Genomic DNA, 20,890 nt, shown 5'->3' on the forward strand with positions numbered 1-20,890 from the left:
TGCGGCCTGCACCACAACCACGTCTGGGACGACACATCGGTTCAGCCGCAGGGTGAAGGGGGCTTCCCTTCCGGCTTCACTGCTTTCGATGCACCGTTCCCGGGAAAAGTTCGGAGGATCCCAAGAATTTTTTCAGGTGGCCGCGACCCGGCTCATTCCCAGTGCGGCGGGCGCTCGCGCTGCAGGTCGTCGTCGCGGCTGCCGGGCCGGTCCTCGCCCCAGCCCTCGTCGCGGTCGTCGTCCGAGCGGTCCGGGAAGGCCGCCTCTTCGTCTTCAGGTCCCACGGGATCAGAGAGTACCGGCGGCTCCGCCACCGCGTCGTCGGTCAGTGCTCCGTTCAGCCGCAGGTCACCGGAACCGGGGGCCCCGGCCGCGAGCACCGCGTCTTCCAGCAGGCCGGCATTGACCGTCTCGACCACGTCGGTGGCCTCCAGCAGCAGGCCACCGGGCAGGGAGTAGACCTCCGGCGGCAGGGGCTGGGCCATCGCCGCCTCCCAGACCTCACGCACCCGGGCGATCTCGCGGTCCGGGTCGGCGGCCAGGTCCATGGCCGAGATCCGGCAGTACGCCCAGCCGGCCCGTTCCCAGCGGGCCGGGCGGTGCCGCTCCCGCTCACGGGTGTTGCGCGAGGCGAACGAGGGCCCGTCCAGATCCACCGCTACGAGCATCCGCCCGGGTACACGGGGGTCGGCCACCGCGACGTCGAGCGGCCAGGCGCCGTCGCCCACCCGGACCCGGACCGGCAGGCCGGCCGCCGTGAGCCGGTCGCGCAGATCGGCGACCAGCGCGTCCGAGTTCTTCGGCATCCGGCCGGCACTGCCGGTTCCCCGGCCCCCCGCGGCCAGGAGGACGTCGCGCAGAAGCCGGGCACCGGCCGTCCTCAATCGGTCGACCAGCAGATCGTCGGCGGTGAAGCAGCAGACCACGGTGGTGCGGTAGCGGGCCCGGCTGACGGCGGTGGTGAGGGCGGCGGCGCCCTTGTCCCCGTCGAGCACGCCGAAGCGGTGCAGCACGCGGCCGTGCGGGGTGCGGGCCAGGCCGATCGAGACGATCGCCGCGTCCCGCTCGATGCCGAGCAGACGCTGCACCGGGCGGATGGTGAAGGGCTCGGCCAGGCCGGTGCGGCGCTGCCGGCTCAGCCACTGGGCCAGCACCGGGCGCTCGGGCAGGCTGATCCGCAGCGACTCCTCGATCCGCTCGGCGTGCCGCTCGCTCAGCGTGATCACGATCAGCGACTGGTCGGGCTGCTGCAGCGCGTGCCGTTCCACCAGGTCGATCACCCGGGCCACCTCGCCGTCGGCGCTGACCGGCAGCTCCTCGCCGGGCGGGGGGATGGCGATGCCGTCGGCCACGGCCTCCAGGAAGAGCGGTGCCTGGACGCCCGTGCCCGGGGTCTGCTGCCAGCCCTCCGGGTAGCGCGGGGCCAGCGGCAGGAGCATGCGGCCGTCGACACTGCGGTGGTCGCGGTCGAGGCGGCAGACCCGGGCGAAGGGAGCCAGCGACTCGACCACCGACTTGCTGCCGTCCGGCGGGGAGAGCCGGCGCCGGTCCCCGGCCACGATCACCTGCCCGCCCCGGGCCAGGGCGGCCACTACCTCGGGCAGGCCGATGTGGCCCGCGTCGTCCACGACCACCGTGTCCACCACCGGGCTGACTCCCGGGTCGGCGGGGGCCAGGCAGGCGGCCACCGTGTCGGGGCTCATCACCCAGACCGGAGTGAGCGCCGAGAGCACGTCTCCGCAGCGCCGCACCAGATCGGCCAGCCGGGGCCGGGAGTCGTCGCGGGTCAGCCAGGTGCGCAGGGTGCGCATCTGCTCGGGCTGGGCGGTCAGCACCTTGGTCGCGCGGTTGGTCACCGCGGTCCGCACCAGCACCGAACCGGCCTCGATCCGGGCCTGCTCGGCGGCCCGCAGCCCGGCCGCCGCGGTACGCAGCGCCCGCGGGTCGTGCCCGGCCAGCCGCGGGTCGGAGCGCACGATCCGGTCGCGCACCGACGACCACCAGGCCAGGTCGAACTCGCCGTCGATGGCGTCCGGGCCGATCCGCCGCTCTTTCAGGTCGTCGACCAGCGCGGCCAGACCGGCCTCGCGCAGGGCCTGCAGCAGCCGGGCCCGGCGGGGCTGGCCGAGGATGCCCTGGGTGTCGGCAGCCAGGTCGGCGATCCGCTCCTGCAGCTCGTCGAGCGGCATCGAGCCCAGCTGCGGCACCGGTGAGCCGGAGAACGTGCCGGCCAGCACGGCGATCGCGCCCATCGACGAGGTGACGCTGGCCGCCGCCTCGGTCAGCCCCACCACCACGCGTGGCGACGACGGAGCCAGGGCGTGCTGGTGCCAGCGGTTGAGCAGATCCTGGGCCGTGCGCAGGGTGCGGTAGAGGTCGGGAACGCTGACTCCGGGCCGGACCAGCGCCTGGGCCTGACGGCGCAACCGGCGCCGCTCCACCCGTCCGGGCCCGGAACCGTCGGTGGGCCGCTCATTGCGCGGGGCCACCGCCACCGCGAGCTCCTCCAGCGATGCGTCGAAGAGCTGGGGCAGCATCGAGTCGAGGACCGTGCGCACCCCGAGCAGCAGGTTGAGCAGCGGCAGCCACTCCTCTGCGGTGGTGGCCGGACGCAGCCCGGCGGCCTCCGTCACCCCGTCCATCGCGGCCCGGGTGCGGTCCAGCCCGGCCCGCAGCACCAGCGCCGCCTCCAGGGCCTTGCGAGCTTCGGCATTGGTCGTGACCTGCGCGTCGTACCAACGGGTGTCGACGCGGGTGAGGCTGAAGGCGCCGGCCGCGGCCGCGGCGTGCAGATGCGCCCGCACACGCTCCCGGGTGACCCCGTCCAGACTGTTCAGCACCTCTTCGCCGAGCCGGACCGAGCCCACCGGAGCCCCGGTGCGACGGGTGAGGTCGGCCAGCGCCACCATCGCGTCGTAGGCGCTGACCCCCCAGGGCTGACGCACCTCGTGCAGTGCCGTGACGTCACCGTCGAGCAGCACCCGGGCCTCGCGGATGACCCGGGCCGAGTCGTCGTCCAGCGCGGCCTTGCCCAGCGGCGGGAGCTGGCCCGTGGGACCGTTGGTGGCGGCGCTCAGGGCCGCGGTGAGCGTGGCGGTGAGCGGAGCGGTGCGGGTGGCCGGCCGGCCCCCCGGGGAGTCGCGCAGGTCGAGCACCAGGTCACCGATGCCGGCCTGGTACAGACGGCTCAGCAGGGTCTCGGTGCTGGCCCGGCGGGGGCTGAGCACCAGCACCCGGCGGCCGGCGGCGACCAGCCCGGCGATCGAGGCGGCCAGGGTGTGGGTGGCGCCGGAGCCGGGTGGGCCCTCGATCACCAGGTTCTCGCCGCGCAGGGCGGCGGCGACCGCGTCGGCCTGGGCCGGGTCGCAGTCCAGGACCAGCAGTTCGTCGGCCGGGTCGGCCTGCGGCGGAGGGCTCACCGGGCGGGCGCCGCGCGGCCCCAGCCGACCCACCACGGCCAGCCGGCGCGACTCGGACTCGCCCACCACCGGCTTCTGGTGCGGGATCAGCGGGGACGAGTCGGCCGGCTCGGAGGTGTCGGGCAGCCGCACCACGACCGGCGCTCCGGCCGCCGCGACCGAGCTGAGCAGCTCGTTCGCCGCGATCGCGGGCACCGCCGCGTCCAGGTCGGCCAGCACCGCCCCGGAACCGGCGGCGAAGGTGGCCAGCACCAGGCTGCGCTCGATGGTGAAGTCGCGCAGCCCGCCGCAGTGCTCCTCGAGCCAGGCGTAGACCGGGCGCGGGTCGAATCCCTTCTCCCCGCTGGCCATCGCGGCCAGCTCGACGCCGTCGGTCTCGATGCCGTAGTCCTCGGCCAGGGCCCGCACCAGCTCCGGGTTGATCAGGACCGAGTCGTCGAGGTCGAGGTCGAAGTCGCTCTCGCCCCCGCGCGGGCGGATCGAGCAGGCCCGCAGCACCACCGGCGCGTTCACCGGGGCCGCGGCCTCGTCCGGGCGCCAGGTGGCGACGCCGATCGACAGGCAACTGGCCTGCACCCCGCGCTGGGCCGAGAGCACGATGGCCGAGCGCCGGATCATCCGGACCTGGTTCCAGGCCACGTCGTGTGCCTCGGGCTCACGGAACAGGCTGGACAGGCGGGTGGGCCGGCCGGCGAAGAGCTGGGCCAGGCCGGAGGGGTGGGCGTGGGTGAGTTCCAGCCAGGAGGCGCGTGCCTCCGGACCGGTGGTCAGCAGGGTGTCGGGCAGACCCGAGCCGGCCAGTGCCCGACGCCAGGCCTCGACCGCGGCCACGACCCGTTCGGGGGTGGCCGCAGGAGCGCCCGCCGACTGCACCGGGCGCTCGACACGGGGCGTCAGGGGTCGCCTCGTCAGCGACCCCCCGGCGGACTGCTCGGGCACCACCCAACGCTAGCCCGCGCTGCACTCTCCGGGCGGAAAGCGCTCTCGGCGTGCCGGAAGCGCGCTCGGCCGGGTACCCGCTCGGAGGACCGCCCCGGCCCACCGCACGGACGAGTAACAAGCCTGGTCAGCGCCGCGACGGGCCGTCCCGGTCGGCGGGCCGGTGTGACCGGGACGACACTCGCCGAACGGATCAGGCAGCCAGCAGCATGGCCAGGACGGCGGTGTCCGGATCCTGTGCCGGGTCCACCCCCACCTTGCTCACCAGCCGGGTGACCGTGCCGTCGCGCTCCGCCTCCACCCACGAGGCCCGGTGCTCCAGCCCCAGGTGCGGGATGCCGGGCAGCAGCACGCAGCCCGACGCCGCTCCCGAGGCCTCGGGGATGGACGGCCGGCTCTCCGACGGCGGATGCAGAAGCAGCAGCGCAGGCGGGGTCTGGCTACCGAACTCGCCCGGGCCGGGGGCACCGTCGCCGAGCACCGGGCCGGCCGACGTGACCAGCCCGACGGCCCCGGGCAGCGGCCCTTCCGGAGTGTCCTCGACGGCCAGGAAGACCGTGGTGGTGGGCACCAGCCCGGGCACGGCGGCGAGCCGGACCGCGAGCATGAGGAACTGCGCCCATTCCCGGGTGGAGGAGGGCCAGCGCCCGCTGACCACGAAGCCGCTCAGTAAGTGGTCGGCACCGCCCTGGTAGGGGGCGATCTCGACGTTCTGGGGGTGGTTGTCCGACATGCCAGCTCCCTCCACTTCGCGGGGGTGGCCGGAACCGGCTCACGTACAGGTGCCGGTCACGGCGCCCCGTCGCACGTGAACACACGGTGCGGCACAAGGGCACTGGCAGACAAGCCCCCCAGAGTGCCAGCGGCCGGTCCGGCTCCTCAGCGGTCGAACAGCGTGCGCCCGGTGACGGCGAACTTCTCACCCTCGGCGATCAGCCGCGGCGTGGCCGGCCCCAGCGGTTCGGGCAGCGCGGAGAGCTCGAACCAGCCCACCGCGAGCGATTCGTCGTCGCCCACCACGGCCTCGCCCCCGGTGGGCCGGCAGGCGAAGAAGTGGTCGACGAAGACCGTGCGGTCGCCGTTGGGGTAGACGATCGGCTCGGTGGTGCTGATCGAGATCAGGTCGGTGACCTCGACCTCGACGCCGGTCTCCTCCAGCACCTCGCGGGCGCAACTGGCGGCCATCGTCTCGCCCGGTTCGGAGATGCCGCTGGGCAGGGCCCAGCGCCCGTTGTCGGCGCGCTGGCCCAGCAGCACCCGGCCGGTCTCGTCGATCACCAGGGCGGTGACGCCGGGCAGCCAGAGCTCGTCGTGCCCGATCTTCTCGCGCAGGGCAAGGATGAATTCAGGGGTCGGCATGGGAAAACCGTACTCAGGCGGGGGCCGCGTCGCGCTTCGCGAGCATGTTCTCCATCAGCGTGATCTCGGCCTCCTGGGCCTTGATGATGGTCTGCGCCAGGTTGACCGCCACCGGCTCGTCGGTGAGCTTCACCGCGGCCCGGGCCATCGCCACCCCACCCTGGTGGTGCTTGATCATCAGCTGCAGGAACAGCACGTCGGCCTCGGCCGTGGGCAGCGTGCGCAGCCGGTTCACGTCGGCCTGGGTGGCCATGCCGGGCATCAGGCCGCTGTCGGCGGCCGGGATGTCCTCGGCGTCGAGCCCGGCCAGCTCGTGCTCGGCCTCGTGCCCCTCCATCCACTGCATCGGCTGCCCGGTGCGCCCGACCGACAGGCCCCAGACGTTCAGCCAGCCCTGCATCTGCCCCATCTGGTTCGACTGGGTGAGCGCCATGTCGGTGGTCAGGTAGCGGATGTCCTGGTCCTGCGTGCGGCGCTGGACGATGGTGGCCATGTCGACCGCCTGGGCGTGGTGGTCGATCATGTCGCGGGCGAACCCGGCGGCGGCGGAGTTGTCCGCCGGCGCGGCCGGGCCCTGCACGTACGAGACCAGCAGCACGGTGGCGACCAGCAGCACCAGGGCGCCGATCGCCATCCGGATCAGGGTGCGCCCGGTGAGCCAGAAGTCGCGCGGCGGAGGGGGGGAGTCCAGCTCGTCCTCGTCCGGTGCGTCTGTGTCCACGACCCCAGCCTGGCCGGGGGCACCCGATCCTGCCATCTTCGTCAGCCCTCCGGCGTGCCCACACCGCCGGTGCACGCGGCACCCGGCTCCGGCGTCTGCGGGCCCTGCTTGTACTCCTTGATGAACTTCTCGATCCGCTGGTCGCTGGCCTTGTCCACCGACATCTGGTGCTCCCAGGCGGAGAGCGTGATCGGGTTCTCCTGCTCCGGGTACGGCGTCATCAGGATGTAGGTCTGGTTGCCCACGATGTCCTTCAGCGCCTCGACCTCGGACTCGGGCACGTCGTCGCGGTAGGTGATCCACACCGCGCCGTGCTCGAGGGCGTGCACCGCGTTCTCGTTCTGCTGGGGCTCGGAGTAGATGCCGCAGTTCAGCCAGACCGGGTTGTGGTCGCCACCGACCGGCGGGGTCTGCTCGTAGGTGACCGCAGTCTCGACGTGGTTGGCGCTCAGGTCCTTGTACTCCTTGAGCCCGGTCAGCGGCGTGGCCTCAAGTTCCTTCTGCTCGTTCTGCGCGGTCAGCACGATCGCCGTGATCCCCCCACCGAGCGCGAGGACGATCGCGGTCGCCCCGGCCACCAGCCCGATCCGGCGCCGCTTCTCGCGGGCCTCCTGTTCGGCGCGCATCTGGGCGGCCTTCTCCGCGGTGGCCTGCCGGGCTTTCCTGGCGTTGGTCATGACGGTGTGGTGCCTCTCGCGTGCAGGGGGGCGTCGACATGGTGCATACGGACGGCGCGAAGCCTGGGTTCCGGGCTGTCGCTGAGGGGAACGTCGCAACGCTACCGCTACACCCCGGACGACCCCAGAACAAGTTCAAGTTTCACATAGTTTCCTGTGGACGCCGGTGGCCGGCGAGCGCGCCCGGATGTCGCCTTCCGATGTGCCTCTGGTTGTAACAACTGCTCGCTATCGTGCCCGGCAGCCCAGGAAGCTGACGATGAACGGATCCGCCCCATGCAGCTCTCCCCGCACGAGCAGGAGCGCCTGATGCTCTCCTACGCCGCCGACCTGGCCTGGCGGCGCAAGGACCGCGGCCTGAAGCTCAACCACCCCGAGGCGGTGGCGATCCTCAGCTCGTTCGTGCTGGAGGGCGCCCGTGACGGCCGGCTGGTCACCGACCTCATGCAGGCCGGCCGTGAGGTGCTCAGCCGCGACGACGTGATGGAGGGGGTGCCCGAGATGCTGGCCGAGGTCCAGGTCGAGGCCACCTTCCCGGACGGCACCAAGCTCGTCACCGTGCACCAGCCGATCGTCTAGGAGGGCCCGATGAACCCTGGTGAGGTCATTCCCGCGGACGGCAGCATCACGCTGAACGAGGGCGCCGAGCGCATCACCGTCCGGGTGGTCAACACCGGCGACCGGCCGGTGCAGGTCGGCTCGCACTTCCACTTCCCCTCGGCCAACCGGGCGCTGGAGTTCGACCGGGACCGGGCGCACGGCCACCGGCTCGACATCGCGGCCGGTACCGCGGTGCGGTTCGAGCCGGGCGTGGACCGCGAGGTCACCCTGGTGCCGATCGCCGGCTCCCGGGTGGTGCCAGGTCTGAGCCTGCCCGCGCCGGGCCCGCTCGACCAGACCGATTAAGAGCAGAAAACCGCATTGAGGACGTTTGTCAGCCTCAGCGACGAAGGTGCCCACGAGCGTCCCTAAGTAGTTCGAAAACCAGGAAGGCTGACCGGCTTGGACCTCTCTCGCGCGCGCTACGCCCAGCTCTACGGTCCCACCGTCGGCGACCGGGTCCGCCTGGCCGACACCGACCTGTTCATCTCCCCCACCGAGGACCGCTGCGGCGGACCGGGCCGGGCCGGCGAGGAAGCGGTGTTCGGCGGCGGCAAGGTGCTGCGCGAGTCGATGGGCCAAGGCCGCGCCACCCGCGCCCAGGGCACCCCCGACCTGATCATCACCGGCGCCCTGGTCCTGGACCACTGGGGCGTGATCAAGGCCGACGTGGGGGTGCGGGACGGCCGCATCGTGGCGCTGGGCAAGGCGGGCAACCCGGAGACGATGGACGGGGTGCACCCCGATCTGGTGGTCGGCCCGAACACCGAGATCCTGGCCGGCAACGGCAAGATCCTCACCGCCGGCGGCATCGACTGCCACGTGCACTTCATCTGCCCGCAGATCGTGCCGGAGGCACTCGGGAACGGCATCACCACGCTGATCGGCGGCGGTACGGGACCGGCCGAGGGCACCAAGGCCACCACCGTCACGCCCGGGTCGTGGTACCTGGCCCGGATGCTCGAGGCGATGGACGGCCAGCCGGTCAACGTGGCCCTGCTGGGCAAGGGCAACACCGTCTCGCACGAGGCGATGTGGGAGCAGTTGCGGGCCGGGGCCTCGGGTTTCAAGCTGCACGAGGACTGGGGCACCACCCCCGCGGCGATCGACGCCTGCCTGACCGTCTGCGACCAGACCGGTGTACAGGCCAGCATCCACACCGACACCCTGAACGAGGCCGGCTACGTGGAGTCCACGCTGGCCGCGATCAACGGCCGGGCGATCCACAGCTACCACACCGAGGGCGCCGGCGGCGGGCACGCGCCGGACATCATCACCGTGGCCGGCTACGGCCACATCCTGCCCTCGAGCACGAACCCGACCCGGCCGCACACCGTCAACACGCTGTCCGAGCACCTGGACATGCTGATGGTCTGCCACCACCTGTCACCGAGCATCCCTGAGGACCTGGCCTTCGCCGAGTCCCGGATCCGGCCCTCGACCATCGCCGCCGAGGACCTGCTGCACGACCTGGGCGCGATCTCGATGATCGGCTCGGACGCCCAGGCGATGGGCCGGATCGGCGAGGTCGTGCTGCGCACCTGGCAGACGGCGCACGTGATGAAGAGCCGTCGGGGTCTGCTCGACGGTGACGTGCACAACGACAACCTGCGGGCCCGGCGCTACATCGCCAAGTACACGATCTGCCCGGCGGTGGCGCACGGCATGGAGAAGGAGATCGGCTCGATCGAGAAGGGCAAGCTGGCCGACCTGGTGCTGTGGGACCCGGCCTTCTTCGGGGTACGCCCGCACGCCGTACTCAAGGGCGGCATGATCGCCTGGGCGCAGATGGGCGATGCGAACGCCTCGATCCCTACCCCGCAGCCGGTTCTGCCCCGCCCCATGTTCGGCGCTGCCCCTGTGGTCGCCGCGGCCACCAGCGTGCATTTCGTGGCCCCGCAGGCGATCGAAGACGGCCTGGAGCGGCGGCTGAACGTGAACCGGCGACTGGTGGCGGTGGAGAACGTGCGTCAGCGCGGTAAGGCCGACATGCCGGAGAACACTGCTACCCCTGACATCCAGGTCGACCCCGACACCTTCACGGTGCGCATCGACGGTGAGGTCTGGGAGGAGCAACCGGCCACCAGCCTGCCGATGGCGCAGCGCTACTTCATGTTCTGAGGCCTTACGCCGCAAAGTTAGGTGAGCCTTACCTGGCTCGTGCTACTTTGCGGCGCATGCCCTCAAGACCCTTTGCCCGCAGTTCGGCCGAGTTCACCCGTCGCTCGGCCCTACTGACCGGCTTTTCGCTGGCCGGCGGCACTCTGCTGGCTGCCTGTGGCTCGGGGTCCGACGAGCGCGTTCCCGGAGACTCGCCGGCCAGTACGGCGCCGGGCAACTTCCCTGCCACCGTCCAGCACCGCTTCGGCGAGACCACGGTCGAGGCCGAGCCGAAGCGGATCGTCGTCGTCGGGCTGTCCGAGCAGGACATCGTGCTCGAACTGGGCTTCACCCCGGTCGCGGTGACGGAGTGGTACGGCGAGCAGCCCTACGCGGTCTGGCCCTGGGCCCAGAAACTGCTCGGCGACGCCGAACCGACCGTGCTCAGCACCGCCGACGGCTTCGAGTACGAGAAGATCGCGTCTCTGCAGCCGGACCTGATCATCGGCACCAACTCGGGCATGAAAGAGTCCGACTACGAGAAGTTCTCGAAGATGGCGCCGACCCTGCCGGGCGTGGTCGGTGGCACCGACTACTTCTCCCCCTGGGAAGACCAGACCCTGCTGATCGCCAAGGCCCTGGGGCAGGAGAAGGTCGGCCAGAACCTCGTTGAGTCGACCAAGGACGCCTACGCCCAGGCCGCGGAGGCCAACCCCGAGTTCGCCGGCAAGGTGGCCACGTTCAGCCAGAACGGCTTCTACGACGGGCTGATCTACGTGTACCCGCCCGGCCTCGGCACCGACTTCCTCTCGATGCTCGGCTTCACCGTCAACCCCGACCTGACCGAGCTGGCCAAACCCGGCGAGCAGGCCGCGATCTCGTCCGAGCGGCTCGACGTGATCGACACCGACGTGCTGGTGATCGCGGCCGAGGAGGCCGAGGACATCGCCACGCTGGAGAAGGTGCCCACCTACGCCGCACTCGGCGTGGTGAAGGAGCAGCGCACCGTCTACACCGATCCGATCCTGTCCGGGGCGATGTACTTCGTCACCCCGGCGAGCCTGAAATACGTTCTCGAGCACCTGACTCCGGCGCTGAAGAAGGCGGTCGCCGGTGAGTCCCCCGCGGAGATCACCGGCGCCGCCTGAAGCAGACCTACAGGTCGTTGAACTCCGTCTCGTCCCGGGCGATGCGTGAGGTCGAGCCCTGGGTGGTGGAGGTGGAGTTGAAGACGGCGCGCCAGGTGCGCTTGCCGATCTTCAGCCGGGTCACGAACACGCCCTTCTTGTTCGTGGTCAGCACCCGGTGGGTGACCCAGCCCTCCTTGGTGTGACGCTGGATCGCCACCCGGGCGCCGGGCAGGATGCTGCGGCCCCCGTCCGGGCCGAGGTTGAACCGCTGCACCGACCCACCCACGAACCGGTACGGGTGCTTGTGCGTGATCAGCAGGGTGACCAGGCTGCCCCGCATCAGCCGGAACGTGCTGGCGCAGCTCTCCTTGCCGCGGACCACCGTGGCCTGGTGAAGTCCGGCGTCGGAGTTCTTGAAGTCCTTGGCGTAGAACGTCTTCACCCGTCGTCCGGGGGCGGCGTCGACCTTGGCGTCGGGGATCCGGACGTTCCAGTCGGCGGCGTCCGGCACGGAGAACTTCAGCGCCTTCGGCCGGCCCTTGAGGGCCACCGAAGTGGGCGTGTACTTGCAGTCGGCCGCCGCGGTGGTGACCGTGGCCTGGGTGACCGTGGTTCCGCCGTCGGCCTGGGTGGGCACGGCGTTCGCGGGCGTGGAGGTCAGAGGGGTGAGGACCAACCCGGCGACGACCACCGGGACTGCCCCGAGTCTTCTCAGCATGCAGGTGACGTTAGGTGCCTACCGTCACGTCCGACACAGGGTTCCCGGGCTTCTGGACCGAACATCTGAGCCCGTAACCAGCTTGTCAGGTCTTCGGACCGGCGATCAGCCGGGCCAGAAGCGGTGCGCACAGGAGCATTACGAACAAGCGGGCGATCTGCACCATGAGCACGAAGGTGACGTCCGCACCGCTGCCCACCGCGGTGGCCAGGACGGCGTAGAGGCCGCCGGGGGTGGTGGCCAGGTAGCCGTCGAGCATGCTCTGACCGGTGGCCCGGGCCAGGATCACGCCGAGCCCGGCACAGGCCACGATCAGGCCGATGATGACCAGGGCGGCCAGCGGCAGCACGGCCGCCACCGACTTCAGGCTGGCCCGGGTGAACCGCAGGCCGACCTGCAGGCCGATCAGGGCGAAGCCGAGGCTCTCCAGCCAGGACGGGAAGTCGGCCTCGATCGCGCCGGTACCGGCCAGCACGGCGGCCACGATCATGGGAAAGATCAGGGCACCGGCCGGGAACCGGATGAACCGGGCCAGAGGCAGGCCGATCAGCAGGGACACCGCCGCGACGGCCAGTCCGGCGAGCACCGACTCAGCCCCGGCCTGCCCGAACGTGGTTGCGGGATCGTAGATCTGCGCGTCGGAGGGACCGGCCGCGTCGAACACCACCTGCGCCACCAACGGCATTCCGAGCAGGATGATCAGCACCCGTAGGTACTGCACCACCGCCACCACCCGGTCGTCCGCGCCCAGATCCCGCGAGACGGCGACGATTCCGGAAGCACCCCCGGCGATCATCGCGAACACGCCGGTGGCGGTAGAGATCTCCCGCCGCAGCCGCAGCACGTAGCCCGCCACCACGCTGAGCAGCAGCGTGCCCAGGCAGGAGACGAGCACCCAGAACCAGTCCTGGCGCAGCGAGACCAGGGTGCTGGGCTCGAGCGAGGCGCCGATCGCCGCCCCGAGCACGGCCTGGGCGAAGGTGAACGTGAAGGTGGGCACCTTGGGCACCCGCGGCGCGGTCAGGGCGAAAATCAGGCCGGCGGCGAGCGATCCGAACAGCGCCGGAGAGGGCAGCCCGGCCAGCCCCAGGAGCAGCGAGAAGATCAGGACCAGGCCGATCAGGATCGCCCAGGCCCAGGGGCTGCGGGTGTGTTCCTGCGGCGGATCGGGGGCATCCGGCACGCAGTCAGCCTATGACCGAACCAATGAGGGACGCCTGTCGGCTCAGTCGGTTCTGGGGAACACTGTTCGTAACAAGAGGCGCCTAGGCTGGGCCCGTGTTCGCCCCCGGAATTGCCTCGCTGCTGGCCCTGGCCGACCAGCGGCTGCCCAGCGGGGGCCACGTGCACTCCGGCGGGATCGAGCAGGCGATCACCGAGGGCCTGGTCACCGGGGTGGCGAGCCTGGAACGGTTCCTGGAACGCCGTCTGCGCACCACCGGCCTGGTCACGGCCGGTCTGGCCGCAGCGGCAACGGTGCTGAGCCACTCGCCGGACGCCCCCGTCCAGCTGGCCCGGCTCGACGCCGAGGCCGACGCCCGCACCCCCTCCCCCGCCCAGCGTCTGGCCGCAAGGGCGCAGGGCCGCGGGCTGCTGCGTACCGCCCGCGCCGCCTGGGCCGCTCCGTCGACCACGCTGAGCTGGAGCGACCTCGGCGCCCGGCCCCACCACCCGATCGTCCTGGGCTGCGCCTGCGCCGCCGGTGGAGTCTCGGCCGAAGGCGCCGCCCTGGCCGCCGCCTACCTCTCGGTGAGTGCGCCCTCCACCGCCGCCCAGCGCCTGCTCGCCCTCGACCCGGTCTCCGTCGCCGCCGTCACCGTCCGGCTCGGCCCCGCCATCGAACAGATCGCCGCCGCCGCCCTTCTCGGCTGGCCCGCGACCACCCCCGTCGACCGGCCCAGCCACCCCGAAGCGCCGCCGCTCCCCACCCGCGGCGGGACAAACGTCCTCAGTATCGATTTTGATCTTCTGCCCGACGACTCAGACCCCCTGCTGGACCTGCTGGCCGAGCGCCACGCCGCCCGAGAGGAGCGCCTCTTTGCGTCCTGACCTTCACCTCACCGACTCCGCCCACGGCGGTGCCCGGCTCGGCGTGCCCCGCCCGGCCGCCCTGCCCCACGACCTGCCGGGCGACGATCCGCACGAGCACCTCTCCGGGCCGGGGCGCCTCTCCGGTGAGCACGGTCCGCTGCGGATCGGCATCGGCGGGCCGGTCGGCTCGGGCAAGACCGCGCTGGTGGCCGCCCTCTGCCGGGTGCTCGGCGAGCGCCTTCAGCTGGGCGTGGTCACCAACGACATCTACACCACCGAAGACGCCGACTTCCTGCGCCGCAACGCGGTTCTGCCGGACGAGCGGATCGTGGCGGTGCAGACCGGGTGCTGCCCGCACACCGCGATCCGCGACGACATCACGGCCAACCTCGACGCGATCGACGACCTGGTGGAGCGCCTGGCCCCGCTCGACCTGGTGCTGGTCGAGTCGGGCGGCGACAACCTGACCGCCTCGTTCAGCAAGGGCCTGGTCGACGTGCAGATCTTCGTGGTCGACGTGGCCGGCGGCGACAAGGTGCCGCGCAAGGGCGGGCCCGGGGTGACCACGGCCGACCTGCTGGTGATCAACAAGACCGACCTGGCCCCGCTGGTCGGCGCCGACCTGGACGTGATGTCCGGCGACGCGCACAAGGTCCGGGGCGAGCAGCCGGTGGTGCTGCAGTCGCTGCGCGAGGACCCGCGGGCGACCGACGTGGTGGCCTGGGTGATGGCCCAGCTCGACCGGACCGCGGTTCGCGCCTAAGTGGATTCACGTCTTGAGATCGTCGCGGTCGCCCGGGGCGCGAACACGGTCGTCCAGAGCATCCGCGGCGGTGGGCATTTCGCCGCCCGGCAGACCGGCGCAGGGGTCGTGCACCTCGTCGGCACCGCCGCCGGTCCGCTGGGTGGCGACCGGGCCGTCGTCGATGTCCAGGTCGGACCGGGAGCGCGGCTGAGCGTGCGCAGCGCGGGCGCCACGATCATTCAGCCCGGGCGGATGCGGCCGGACTCGGTGATGGAGCTGAATCTGCGGGTGGACGACGGGGGTTGGCTCGACCTGGCCCCGGAACCGACCGTGGTATGCCACGGCGCGCAGCACGAGAGCCGGACCACCGTAAGCCTTTCCGGCGACGGCCAGGCCCGCTTGGTGGAACAGGTGCTGCTCGGGCGGGCTTACGAGGGCCCGGGCGAGTGGTCCGGGCGCACGGTGATCACCCGCGACGGCGCTCCGGTGCTGCGGCACACCCTGCGCTCACGAGTGGTGGCGGTCGGCGGCACCCGGGTCATCTCCACCCTGGCCCGCAGCGACCTGGCCGGGGCAGTGCCCGCCACCAGTGGCGACGCAGTGGCCATGCCGCTGACCGGCGGAGGTCTGCTGGTCACGGCCACGGGCGCGGACCTCCTGCCGGTGCAAGCCGATCTCCTGAGCGCGGAGAGCATGGCAAGTGGGCACAGCCAGGCGGTACCGGCTCAGTAGGGCCGGGAGTACTGCTCAGGCTGGGGCGCCGGCGGCTTCTTGCTCTTACGGCGCCCCGGATAGCTGAGGATCGCCACCGCCGAGGCGACCATCACGCTGCCGCCGATCAGCCAGGGCCAGATGCCGCCGGTGAGCGTTCCCCCGCCCGACGCGTCGTCTTCCGAGCCGCCGGCTGCCGCTGCGGCAGACCCGCTCGGCGTGGCCCCGGCCGACGCTCCCGGAGAAGCTGAGGCATCGGGAGCGGCGGAGGCACCGGGCGTGGCACCGGCGATCGTGTCGTCGGCCCCCACGCTCAGAGTCTGCCCCGGCTCGGGCTGGACCTTGGTGTACTCCCAGATCTTCATCGAGTCGATCTCGAAGGTCTTCGGCAGCTTGGAGCTCTTGTCCGGCTTCCCGGTGAGCGAGTCACCGGTGGTGGTGGCCATGCTGAGCCAGCGCGAGCCCTTGTAGGACTTGTCCGACCAGAAGATCTCCTCGCCGTCCAGCCGGACCAGGAGGTGCTTGGGCGCCCACTCGATCGTGTACGTGTGCATCTTCTTGGCCAGGTCCTGCTCCGAGTGGGCCTGCTCGGAACCCTTGCCGTAGCCGTTGCTGACGTAGGCCGTGGCAGTGTCCGGGGCCAGCAGCTCGAGGCTGGTGAACGCGTTGGCGCTGTTGTCCTTGGCCGGTGACAGCGAGATGTAGCTGTTGATCCCCTTGCCCACCGGAACCTTGGCCTTGACCTCGAACTTGCCGTAGGTCTGCGGCCAGTTCCAGCAGCCCATGCCGCCGGTGGTGTACGCCTGCCCGTCGGTCCTCTTCTTCTCGACCTTCAGCGACAGCACCCCCTTCTTCAGGGAGGCGTTGTCCTCGGACCAGGCGCTGTTGCCGGCCGCGTACTCGCCGGAGTACTCCACACAGCCCTCGGGCAGGCTGGAGCCGTTGAAGTTGACCTCGCTGCGCAGCTTCCAGCTCGGCTTCTTCTTGGCCGGCTTCTTGGTCGCCTCCGCACTCGGCGCGGCGCTCGGAGTGGCGCTCGACTCGGTACCGGGGGTCTGGGTGGCGGGAGCAGCCGCGGCAGTGTGTGCCCCGGCCGTCAGGGTGACGGCGGACAGCCCTGCCGCAGCGAGGTAGCGCCGGTAGCGGCTCGCCCTCATGCCTGCCTCTCGTACGGATCCAGCGGTTCGTGCGTCGCTGTACCTTACGCGTCATTCCTGAGACGACGAGAACCGCCGGTCGGGTGACGTCCGCCTGGGTGACAGTTCCGCCGACCCCGCCCAGATGCCCGCGGCGCCTGCCGATGCACCCCCGGCAAGGGTGACGCGACTGGTCGAGGAGGGTGTTCGGGTGGCACGGGCGAAGAACAATGGACGGCCGGTGCGCCCGAGCGGGCCCCTCACCTCCCAGCCCACAAAGGTAAGCCGAACAACCCCGTCGCCCCCATCGTCCACTGTTCGTAGCAAGAAGGACCGCACGACGCTCCTGGCCGCCTCGCTGGGACTCACCGCGATCGCCGGGGGCCTGTTCGCCACCGGGGCGCTCGATCCCGTCGTGCACGACGCCGTCGCGCTGGTCAAGGCCAAGGCTGCGGCGGACAAGGACGAGTCGGCCGAGCGCCTGAACGCGGGCAAGGTCGTGGACTGGATGTACTTCGAGGACGTACCGGAGTGGTCGCAGATCCGTAAGGTGCCCCAGGCGCCACGGGTCACCGAGCGACCGGAGGAACCGGCGCGCCCGGCCATCGCCCCGCCCGAGCACCCCCACCGCGTGCTGTTCTCCGGACCGCCGCCGATGCCGACGGTCAGCCTCCAGCCGCCCGACGCCTGCATGCAGCCGCACAACCCGGTGTCGATCGTGCGCAACTACGTGGTGACGGCAACCGGTGGCGGGGCGGTGTCGGTGCGCTGGTACGACATGGGCGACCCGGACACCCAGTGGTACGAGGTGGTGGCGGTGCCGGAGAACGTGATCCAGTTCGACTACAGCCGACCGGTGCCGCAGCCGCCCAAGAAGTTCACGAAGGTCGCCGCCGCGGACGGGTGCCAGCAGATGAACGCCCAGGTGACCGGCCTGCAACGCGGGGCGAAGTACACCTTCACGCTGATGGGGATCAACAAGTCGCCGCTGAACGGCCGGGTCTACTCGATCACCCGGCAGCGCAGTCAGGTCATCACCATCCGCTGAGGCCCGGTCTCCCCCATTCGTATGACACTGGCTGATGTCGGGAAAGCTGGGCGACAGGTGTCCCTAATCTGGGCGGCACCTTATGTCCCACATAGCCCGAAGGAAGCATCCGACCCATGCTCACCCTTTTCCGCCGCACCGGCATCGCCGCCGCCGTGGCCGCCTCCGCCCTCGCCCTCACCGTCGTCTCCCCGGCCTCTCCGGCCCAGGCGGCGAGCAAGGGGGTACGGATCATCACGGTGCAGTACGACAGCCCGGGGGCCGACCGGCGCTCGAACGAGAGCCTCAACGCCGAGTGGGTCCTGATCAAGAACACCGGCAAGAAGGCCCGCAAGATCGGCGGTTTCACGCTCTCCGACGAGACCGGCTACACCTACACGTTCAAGAAGCGCACGCTCAAGCCGGGCCAGACGATCCGGGTGCGCACCGGCAAGGGTGAGGACGCGAAGGCCAACAAGTACTGGGGCCGGGGCTGGTACGTCTGGAACAACGACGGGGACACGGCCTACCTGCTGAACGCCAAGGGCGGCACGGTGGACACGTGTGAGTGGGACGGCGGGGACACGCAGCAGAGCTGCTGAGGTCACTGTGGGCGGGATCGGCGTCATAGCCGGCGGCGGTCCCGCCCAGTCGCGCGACCTAGTTTTCGGCCTTCTTCAGTCGGTGTAACGGCGCGACCCCGAAGCCGCTGCCGCCAGTTCACCACCAGTAACGCCCCCGGCCCGACGGTCGAGCGAAGCACGACTGCGGCGCCCTCAGAAACGCCTTCCAAGTCAGCGTCTTTCCGAAGCAGGCTTCGGAGCCTGTTGTCGCCAAGCCGCACCAGTTCCTGCAGCTCAGACTTGACAGGCCCACCCACCCAGAGCGGCAGGTCGGGATCCGCAGACTGTTCCCGGCCGAGGCACAGCGCGGAGACGATGCCGTTGAGCCGTTCGGTCAGGGAAAACCTGGTCGGCTGAATCAGGGTGTCGGCGACCAGTTTTCGCCATGACCCGAGAAAGAAGACCGCCTTACGCACCCGCCGCAGAGCCTCACGGTCGTTGCCACTACCGGGTGGGGCACCGGCAGCTTCGTCGTAGACCTCCACCCGCACCGCATCGAGTGGCGACCCCATCAGAGGCAGTTCGCCGGTGAAGGCGCTGGCGCCATCTGCCTCGAACCTTTGTAATGCGGGCCTGTGCAGGACGCCGCACGACACTTCCCGACCATCATGGTCGACCAGACGCATACTCAGCAGCTCGTCGTCGAAGGATCGTTCTCCGGCCGGCCGGAAGGCTTGTACTCGAACGTGCACATGTCCATCACCAGCCGGAACAATCTGAATCTCCGGCGCATCCGGATCGCATCCGAGAGACAGGAGCCGAGCCGGGAACAACCGAGGGTCGAGCAGGTCACGGCCCGCGCCGGCCACCGGATTCATGTCAGCACAGGCGCCCGGCTCGGCGCGACCTTCGCTCCAGGGCCACTCGGAGAACTCGTGCCAGGTCTTCTGCACAGCGGTGAGGGCCGAGTCGAGCTCGCTCAGACCGGTTCGCGGGTCACGCACCTCTTTCGCAAGAGCTCCGTAACCGACGATCAGCGGTCGGATTGCATTTTCCAGAACAGCCGGCGGTCTGGCTCCCCCCGACATAAGACGCTGCAAGTACCGGGTCACCCCCGGAGACGCCAGCCGGGCACGGCCAAGGGCCTGTTCGATCAGGCTCTTTCGATTGACGCTGTCGAGTGGCAGCGTCTCGGCAACAGCCATCTGGACAGTGGCTCGTTCCGCCTCGACCAGCATCTGGTCCAATGAGAGCTGAAGCCAGCGATCGAACGACTCAACCGCTGCATAGCGCAGCCAGGCTTCGCGATCCCCGGTGGGATGCTCAGCGAACGGCGCGGTCAGATGGGTTGTTTCGTCATCATCTTCGGTCAGCCTGTCCATCACCCGGGGCAGTCCTCGGGCCACACCGTCACCAGCCAGTCCCCGTAAGACCGGCGCCGCCTCACTCACCGACGGCCTCTCGAACTGAAGGCTCTGCCACCGGTCCGGCGTCCAGGGCGTCCAGCTCAACTGAACGCTGGCCCCGATCATTACTCGATGAGCAAGATCAGGTACCTCTGCCTCCTGCTCCTGCGGTCTGATCACGAAGGTGGGCCGATCTGTCTCGCGCCCGCCGTCCGGCGACGTATTCACGGTGAAAGTCATCGCGGGCTCGCCTCCAGCACGTGGGCCGACGCTTCGAACTGCCGTCTCCGCGAGTTCAACTGAACTTAATCAATCCTCGTCGGAACAGACGATCGCACTTCCGAATGCTGCTGGCTAGGTTGTGTCTGTCGTCAAGACATCCGCTTGCACCTGCTGCGCGTACTGGTACGCGCAGAGCCGTCCCAGCCGCACCGGCGGCCGTCCGTCTTTCGGCAGGGACCGGGCCAAAGACTCCCCGGCCAGCTTCCTCAATGCCCGGGCTCGTACGCTCCATTCACCTCCCATACGATCCCATGTCTTCGATGCCACGTCGCCTCGTCGTGACTGTCCGAACTGGCGCAGCATTGTTGCCCGGTCGCAGAGGTCGTGCTTGTTCATCAAAGCCGGACGGTTGAAGTGCTGCGTCTGCTCGGGACCGTGCTTGCCGAGAAGGAACGGATCGAACTCGACCCAGGTATAGAACTCGATGCAGGCCAGGACAATCTCGCCGCGTCCTTTCTCGGCATCGACCACCAGTCTCCGCAAGAACTCCAAATCCTTCTGCTCGCGCTCCAGCAACCACCAGACGTTGCGGCCCAGCGCCACCGCCTTGGGCGGGCCGGGCAATTTGAGCAGGTGCAGGCGCCCAGGGCCGCCCACTGCCAGATCGTGCGCCTTGCCGAGCGCCCGGTCCGCCTCAATCAGGCGCCCCTGCGTCTGCAGGCACATGCTCTGAGCCACGAGGTGCGCGATCCGGAGGTTGAGCACGCCCAGGGCGGAAGCACCGGTCGCGGGAACACCTCCGGGCAGGAAGGCCAGCTCGAAACCAGTCCCCCCGGGCCAGCCTTCGCACAGCTCTGATCAGGTCATCGATGCTCTGGTCCGATGCGGTCATGAGTGCTTCTCCTGACGCCCGCTCACCGAGGACACTGCGCTTCATCCGGGTCTCGGTGAGGCATCTATAGTGCTTCACGACCCGGCCCGCATTCCAGTCCCCGGCGGATCAGCGGCTTAGCTTGATCAGCAGTCCGACGAAGCTTCCGCCGAGAACGACGAGCAGGACCACGCAGGCCAGACCCGCCGTGGCGATCACGGTCGCAACGGCGGCGACGGCGAACAGGAGCCGGGCCGGCGCGGAGACACGACCGATGTCTTCGACGGTGGCGGCCAGCGCGGCCAGGATCACGAAGCTCGCAGTGGCCAGCACCGTGACCAGGTCGGGGTGGCCGCCGAGGGTGAACACGGCGAGCAGGCCGTGTTCACCGAGCCGGTCTCCGACCGCCGTCATCCAGGCCACGGTCACCACGTTCAGGAGCAGTAGCGCCGGCAGCGACCGGCCGATCAGTCCGTCCGTTCGCGCTCGGGATCCTAAGGTCCGGCCCATCGTCA

At 70.5% G+C, this 20,890-nt stretch carries 20 protein-coding genes; 9 read left to right on the forward strand and 11 right to left on the reverse strand.

The genetic code is table 11. From position 1 onward, the window contains the following. Positions 1 to 152: 152 nt before the first annotated feature. From LWF15_RS37860 to LWF15_RS27415, 5 genes are all read right to left on the reverse strand, one after another. On the reverse strand, positions 153 to 4,358 hold the full coding sequence (locus tag LWF15_RS37860) for a hypothetical protein (RefSeq protein WP_332879935.1): 4,206 nt from the start codon (positions 4,356 to 4,358) through the stop codon (positions 153 to 155). Positions 4,359 to 4,551: 193 nt separating this feature from the next. Next, the gene (locus LWF15_RS27400; RefSeq protein WP_232813828.1) at positions 4,552 to 5,091 is read right to left on the reverse strand and encodes a peptidase; all 540 of its coding nucleotides are present in this window, start codon (positions 5,089 to 5,091) and stop codon (positions 4,552 to 4,554) included. A gap of 146 nt (positions 5,092 to 5,237) precedes the next feature. Then, entirely contained in the window at positions 5,238 to 5,717 is a 480-nt protein-coding gene (locus LWF15_RS27405) for an NUDIX hydrolase (protein ID WP_232813829.1), read from the reverse strand. Positions 5,718 to 5,730: 13 nt separating this feature from the next. Further along, positions 5,731 to 6,438 (reverse strand): DUF305 domain-containing protein, encoded by a 708-nt coding sequence (locus LWF15_RS27410; RefSeq protein WP_232813830.1) that lies wholly within the window; start codon positions 6,436 to 6,438, stop codon positions 5,731 to 5,733. A gap of 41 nt (positions 6,439 to 6,479) precedes the next feature. Further along, positions 6,480 to 7,115 (reverse strand): DUF3105 domain-containing protein, encoded by a 636-nt coding sequence (locus tag LWF15_RS27415; RefSeq protein WP_232813831.1) that lies wholly within the window; start codon positions 7,113 to 7,115, stop codon positions 6,480 to 6,482. Positions 7,116 to 7,391: 276 nt separating this feature from the next. Here LWF15_RS27415 and LWF15_RS27420 point away from each other — a divergent pair, with 276 nt between their 5' ends. The 4 genes from LWF15_RS27420 (at position 7,392) to LWF15_RS27435 (ending at position 10,963) form a co-directional block, all read left to right on the forward strand. Then, positions 7,392 to 7,694, forward strand: coding sequence for an urease subunit gamma (locus tag LWF15_RS27420; RefSeq protein WP_232813832.1), 303 nt, complete (start codon positions 7,392 to 7,394; stop codon positions 7,692 to 7,694). 9 nt (positions 7,695 to 7,703) lie between these two features. Continuing rightward, positions 7,704 to 8,021, forward strand: a complete 318-nt coding sequence (locus tag LWF15_RS27425; RefSeq protein ID WP_232813833.1) for an urease subunit beta — start codon at positions 7,704 to 7,706, stop codon at positions 8,019 to 8,021. A 96-nt stretch (positions 8,022 to 8,117) separates the two neighbouring features. Further along, entirely contained in the window at positions 8,118 to 9,836 is a 1,719-nt protein-coding gene (locus LWF15_RS27430; protein WP_232813834.1) for an urease subunit alpha, read from the forward strand. A gap of 56 nt (positions 9,837 to 9,892) precedes the next feature. Further along, the gene (locus LWF15_RS27435) at positions 9,893 to 10,963 is read left to right on the forward strand and encodes an ABC transporter substrate-binding protein (protein WP_232813835.1); all 1,071 of its coding nucleotides are present in this window, start codon (positions 9,893 to 9,895) and stop codon (positions 10,961 to 10,963) included. 7 nt (positions 10,964 to 10,970) lie between these two features. On the opposite strand, the gene LWF15_RS27440 is transcribed toward LWF15_RS27435, so the two are convergent. Together LWF15_RS27440 and LWF15_RS27445 are read right to left on the reverse strand one after the other, a co-directional pair. Continuing rightward, positions 10,971 to 11,663 carry a hypothetical protein gene (locus LWF15_RS27440; protein ID WP_232813836.1) on the reverse strand — a complete coding sequence of 231 codons (693 nt, stop codon included), beginning with the start codon at positions 11,661 to 11,663 and terminating at the stop codon, positions 10,971 to 10,973. Positions 11,664 to 11,748: 85 nt separating this feature from the next. Further along, a complete protein-coding gene (locus tag LWF15_RS27445) occupies positions 11,749 to 12,846 on the reverse strand; it encodes an AbrB family transcriptional regulator (RefSeq protein WP_232813837.1) in 1,098 nt (365 codons plus the stop codon). 95 nt (positions 12,847 to 12,941) lie between these two features. Between LWF15_RS27445 and LWF15_RS27450 the strand changes: the two genes are divergently transcribed. The 3 genes from LWF15_RS27450 to LWF15_RS27460 all read left to right on the forward strand — a co-directional run bounded on the left by LWF15_RS27450 (position 12,942) and on the right by LWF15_RS27460 (position 15,171). After that, complete coding sequence (locus LWF15_RS27450; RefSeq protein ID WP_232813838.1) at positions 12,942 to 13,712, forward strand: urease accessory protein UreF; 771 nt, start codon at positions 12,942 to 12,944, stop codon at positions 13,710 to 13,712. A gap of 61 nt (positions 13,713 to 13,773) precedes the next feature. After that, positions 13,774 to 14,457, forward strand: coding sequence for an urease accessory protein UreG (ureG, locus tag LWF15_RS27455; protein WP_408624142.1), 684 nt, complete (start codon positions 13,774 to 13,776; stop codon positions 14,455 to 14,457). Continuing rightward, entirely contained in the window at positions 14,458 to 15,171 is a 714-nt protein-coding gene (locus LWF15_RS27460; RefSeq protein WP_232813839.1) for an urease accessory protein UreD, read from the forward strand. Here the strand turns inward: LWF15_RS27460 and LWF15_RS27465 are convergent. Further along, positions 15,165 to 16,307 (reverse strand): glycoside hydrolase family 16 protein, encoded by a 1,143-nt coding sequence (locus LWF15_RS27465; RefSeq protein ID WP_232813840.1) that lies wholly within the window; start codon positions 16,305 to 16,307, stop codon positions 15,165 to 15,167. The genes LWF15_RS27460 and LWF15_RS27465 overlap by 7 nt on opposite strands. A gap of 190 nt (positions 16,308 to 16,497) precedes the next feature. Between LWF15_RS27465 and LWF15_RS27470 the strand changes: the two genes are divergently transcribed. Together LWF15_RS27470 and LWF15_RS27475 are read left to right on the forward strand one after the other, a co-directional pair. Continuing rightward, on the forward strand, positions 16,498 to 17,334 hold the full coding sequence (locus tag LWF15_RS27470) for a hypothetical protein (protein WP_232813841.1): 837 nt from the start codon (positions 16,498 to 16,500) through the stop codon (positions 17,332 to 17,334). 116 nt (positions 17,335 to 17,450) lie between these two features. Then, complete coding sequence (locus LWF15_RS27475) at positions 17,451 to 17,915, forward strand: lamin tail domain-containing protein (RefSeq protein ID WP_232813842.1); 465 nt, start codon at positions 17,451 to 17,453, stop codon at positions 17,913 to 17,915. 23 nt (positions 17,916 to 17,938) lie between these two features. Here LWF15_RS27475 and LWF15_RS27480 read toward each other — a convergent pair whose 3' ends face one another. The 3 genes from LWF15_RS27480 to LWF15_RS27490 form a co-directional block, all read right to left on the reverse strand. Then, entirely contained in the window at positions 17,939 to 19,258 is a 1,320-nt protein-coding gene (locus tag LWF15_RS27480) for a hypothetical protein (protein WP_232813843.1), read from the reverse strand. Between the two features lie 378 nt (positions 19,259 to 19,636). Beyond that, on the reverse strand, positions 19,637 to 20,269 hold the full coding sequence (locus LWF15_RS27485; protein WP_232813844.1) for a hypothetical protein: 633 nt from the start codon (positions 20,267 to 20,269) through the stop codon (positions 19,637 to 19,639). Positions 20,270 to 20,504: 235 nt separating this feature from the next. Next, a complete protein-coding gene (locus LWF15_RS27490; RefSeq protein ID WP_232813845.1) occupies positions 20,505 to 20,885 on the reverse strand; it encodes a hypothetical protein in 381 nt (126 codons plus the stop codon). Between the last annotated feature and the right edge of the window lie 5 nt (positions 20,886 to 20,890).

The organism is Kineosporia rhizophila (assembly GCF_021277265.1).
GTDB lineage: Bacteria > Actinomycetota > Actinomycetes > Actinomycetales > Kineosporiaceae > Kineosporia > Kineosporia rhizophila.

Excerpts from the sequence above, each read along its gene's own strand:
- LWF15_RS27420 (WP_232813832.1), top strand. The coding sequence starts at position 7,392 with ATGCAGCTCTCCCCGCACGAGCAGGAGCGCCTGATGCTCTCCTACGCC.
- LWF15_RS27425 (WP_232813833.1), top strand. The coding sequence starts at position 7,704 with ATGAACCCTGGTGAGGTCATTCCCGCGGACGGCAGCATCACGCTGAAC.
- LWF15_RS27480 (WP_232813843.1), bottom strand. The coding sequence starts at position 19,258 with ATGGACAGGCTGACCGAAGATGATGACGAAACAACCCATCTGACCGCG.
- LWF15_RS27475 (WP_232813842.1), top strand. The coding sequence starts at position 17,451 with ATGCTCACCCTTTTCCGCCGCACCGGCATCGCCGCCGCCGTGGCCGCC.
- LWF15_RS27490 (WP_232813845.1), bottom strand. The coding sequence starts at position 20,885 with ATGGGCCGGACCTTAGGATCCCGAGCGCGAACGGACGGACTGATCGGC.
- LWF15_RS27435 (WP_232813835.1), top strand. The coding sequence starts at position 9,893 with ATGCCCTCAAGACCCTTTGCCCGCAGTTCGGCCGAGTTCACCCGTCGC.
- LWF15_RS27405 (WP_232813829.1), bottom strand. The coding sequence starts at position 5,717 with ATGCCGACCCCTGAATTCATCCTTGCCCTGCGCGAGAAGATCGGGCAC.
- LWF15_RS27440 (WP_232813836.1), bottom strand. The coding sequence starts at position 11,663 with ATGCTGAGAAGACTCGGGGCAGTCCCGGTGGTCGTCGCCGGGTTGGTC.
- LWF15_RS27400 (WP_232813828.1), bottom strand. The coding sequence starts at position 5,091 with ATGTCGGACAACCACCCCCAGAACGTCGAGATCGCCCCCTACCAGGGC.
- LWF15_RS27415 (WP_232813831.1), bottom strand. The coding sequence starts at position 7,115 with ATGACCAACGCCAGGAAAGCCCGGCAGGCCACCGCGGAGAAGGCCGCC.
- LWF15_RS27465 (WP_232813840.1), bottom strand. The coding sequence starts at position 16,307 with ATGAGGGCGAGCCGCTACCGGCGCTACCTCGCTGCGGCAGGGCTGTCC.